This window comes from Thermodesulfobacteriota bacterium, from assembly GCA_040756475.1.
Lineage (GTDB): Bacteria > Desulfobacterota > Deferrisomatia > Deferrisomatales > JACRMM01 > JBFLZB01.
Genome location: JBFLZB010000314.1, coordinates 1 through 3109, shown reverse-complemented (window position 1 = coordinate 3109; position 3109 = coordinate 1). Strand labels below are relative to the sequence as shown.

Genomic DNA, 3109 nt, shown 5'->3' with positions numbered 1-3109 from the left:
ACGGACCTGCTCGGCTGCCTGCACGACCACGTCTTCGGGGTCGAGACCGTGGTGAGCCTCTCGGGCATCCCGGGCCTGCGGGGCTTGCGGAAGACCGGCGACGGCGGGCTCGGGATCGGGGCGCTGACCACCATCAGCGCCGCGGCGGCGAACGAGACCCTGGCGCGCCGCTACCCCGGGCTCACCCAGGCCGCGGGGGAGGTGGCGAGCCCCCAGCTCCGCAACCAGGGCACCGTGGGGGGAAACCTCTGCCAGAAGCCGCGCTGCTGGTACTACCGGGGGGAGTTTCCCTGCACCCGCAAGGGGGGCGAGAAGTGCTTCGCCGTGACCGGGCAGAACCCCTTCCACTGCATCCTGGGAGGGAGGAGCTGCTACATCGTCCACCCTTCGGACCTGGCCCCTGCCTTGGTGGCCCTGGGCGCCCAGGTACGGGCCACGGGACCCCGGGGCACCCGGGTGCTGGACCTGGAGACCTTCCACGTGCGCCCGGCCGATGACCCCCGGCAAGAGACGGTGCTCGACCCGACCGAGATCGTCACCGAGGTGCTCCTGCCCGCCCCGTCCCCGGGCCTGCGGAGCCGCTACCGCAAGGTGCGGGCCCGGCGCTCCTGGGACTTCGCGGTGGCCGCGGTGGCCCTGGCACTGACCTTCGACGGCGCGGCTGTCACCGGGGGCCGGGTGGTCCTGGGGGGCGCGGCCCCCTTCCCCTGGCGGTCCCGGGCCGGCGAGGAGGCCCTCCGGGGCCGGAAGCTCGACCCGGATCTCGCCCGGGAAGCCGCCGCCGCGGCGGTGGCCGACGCCCGCCCCCTGGCCCACAACGGGTACAAGGTGCCCCTCTTCCGGGGGCTCATCGAGGAGGAGCTACTCGCTGCGGCCCGCGCCGGATGAGCCGCCCCCCGGAGCGGCTCATCGAGTTCGGCTGGCTGGTGCTCAACCGGCTGGACCCGGACGAGGAGCGGGCCCTGGAGGACGCCCGACGTCGCGTGCTCGACCGCCTCCAAGCGGACTTCGCCGAGTTCCGCTGGGAAGTGCCGCTGGTGCGGCGCTCCGACCCCGCGCAGCGCCGGGAGCACCCCTCGGTGCTTCTCGAAGAGGGGGAGGCGGAGCGCGAAGCACGCCACTGGGACTTCGCCCTGGTGGTCACCCGCGGCGATCTGCGCGCCTACTACAAGAGGTATGCCCTCGCCACCCCGTCCCGGGCCCTGGGCGTGGGGGTGCTCTCCACCGCCCGCCTGGGGGGTGGAGCCGAGGGCGTCGGGGAACAGCCCGTGGGCCGCCGCATCGCGGCCCTGGCCCTCCACCTCCTGGGCGACCTCAACGGCCTCGCCCACGACACCACACAGGGCTCCTACCTCTGCCCGCCCCAGGATCCCTCGGATCTGGACGGGATGAACGTCTTTCCGACTTGGCAGCGAGACGCCCTGGGCAAGGAACTCGCGGAAGTGGCGGACCTCCGGCTCGAGGAGAGGGCCGGTCGCCCGGCGTCCTGGGCCTTCTACCTGAGGGCCTCCTGGATCGCCCTGGACGACATCGCCAGTGCCGTGGTCCAGGCCCGCCCCTGGGAGTTTCCCTTCCATCTCAGCCGCCTCACCACGGCGGCGGTCTCCGCCCTGCTGGTGGTCCTCCTTACCGCCGAGGCCTGGGACCTGGGCACGAGCCGGCCGGGGAACGTGGTGATCGCTCTCTCCGTCCTGTCCCTGGTCGGGACCACCACCTACATCCTGCTGCGGCAGAGGCTCCTGCTGCGCCGCAAGGGACCGCGGCTGACCGAGCAGAGGGTAGCCGCCAACGTCTCCATCACGGTCGCCACGGCCCTGGGAATGGCGACCACCTACCTGGGCCTGTTCCTGCTCGCCCTGGGCGTGGAGTGGGCCCTCTTCGCCCCCGACCTCGTAGCCGGGTGGACCCCCTCCCTTGCCGGGCCCATCCGGGCGCGCCACTACCTCGCCATGGCCGGGTTCGCCGCTGCCCTGGGCCTCGGGATAGGCGCCCTGGGCGCCTCCTTCGAAGGGCAGCACTACTTCCGGCACGTGGCATACGTGGACGAGGAGACCTAGGCCGCGCAGCCCGGGCTGTGATGTCCCTGTCCGTGACGATCCCCTTGGACGAAAGACGATCCAATGGAATCCCTGGATCTCCTTCGCGCAGGCCGACACGCGGCACTCTTCGGCGCGACCAGCGGCCACCCCCATCTGCCGCGCTGCCAGCGAACGGATAACTCTCGGGAACGAACGCTCCCAAATCCCCCTGGCCGCTTCCCAAGGCCGCGGCGGGCCGCTAGTCTCCTGTGGTTCTACAACGGCGCGGAACCCGCAGGGTGGTCGTGCCGACGCTCCGAACAGGAATGCGACCGAGAGAGGAGGATTGCGCCGTGAACGAAGCGAACCTGCGAGCCTGGCACCGCCGGCTGGGCGTCCTGATCTCCCCCTTCCTGTTCCTCCAGACCCTGAGCGGCGTGCTCTTCAGCCTCGACCTCTACCGGGACGTGCGCGCCGCCCTCCGGGCCCCCCTCCCCCCGGGCGTGGAAGCGCCGGTGGCCGGCCTCTACGACACCTTGATGCGCTCCATGCACTATGGCAGCGGCAAGCTCGGCTACGCCTACCACGTCGCCCTGGGGTCGTGCCTCCTGGTTCTGATCCTCTCCGGCCTGTGGATCTGGGTGCGCCGGGTGCGGCGGTGACGGGACGGGCTCACCGGCCCTGGGACTTCCGGCCCGCGGATTGCGCCCCGGCCCAGACGACCCCCACCACGATCCAGAGAGCGCCGACGAGGAGGCCCGCCAGCACGTCTGTGACGTAGTGGACTCCCAACAGGACCCGGCTCGACCCCACCAGCAGGACCCCCACCGCGGTCCAGTAGGCGACCTCGAAGCGCGCCCGCGCCTGCTTCAGGTCGCGGGCCACGAGGAAGGCCAGGAAGCCGTACACGGCCGCGGCCCCCGCGGCGTGGGCGCTGGGAAAGGCCGGGGTCGCGAGGGTGACGTGGGGGAGGTGCGATGGGGGCCGAGCGCACCATGGACGGCCCGGTCCAACCGCGCCCAACCCTCGACCTTCAGCACCTCCTCGGCGAGCCCCAGCAGGAGCAGCGCCAGCCCGACCCCGACCAGGCA

At 72.4% G+C, this 3109-nt stretch carries 4 protein-coding genes; 3 read left to right on the top strand and 1 reads right to left on the bottom strand.

What is annotated here, in order from left to right:
- From AB1578_23060 to AB1578_23050, 3 genes are all read left to right on the top strand, one after another.
- Nucleotides 1–888 (top strand): FAD binding domain-containing protein (locus AB1578_23060; GenBank protein MEW6490779.1); only part of this gene is annotated, 888 nt, incomplete at its 5' end.
- Nucleotides 885–2057, top strand: a complete 1173-nt coding sequence (locus tag AB1578_23055; GenBank protein ID MEW6490778.1) for a hypothetical protein — start codon at nucleotides 885–887, stop codon at nucleotides 2055–2057. The genes AB1578_23060 and AB1578_23055, both read left to right, overlap by 4 nt.
- 314 nt (nucleotides 2058–2371) lie before the next feature.
- Nucleotides 2372–2680, top strand: coding sequence for a hypothetical protein (locus AB1578_23050; GenBank protein MEW6490777.1), 309 nt, complete (start codon nucleotides 2372–2374; stop codon nucleotides 2678–2680).
- A 10-nt stretch (nucleotides 2681–2690) separates the two neighbouring features.
- Here the strand turns inward: AB1578_23050 and AB1578_23045 are convergent, their stop codons facing one another.
- A complete protein-coding gene (locus AB1578_23045; protein MEW6490776.1) occupies nucleotides 2691–3041 on the bottom strand; it encodes a phosphatase PAP2 family protein in 351 nt (116 codons plus the stop codon).
- Nucleotides 3042–3109 lie beyond the last annotated feature (68 nt).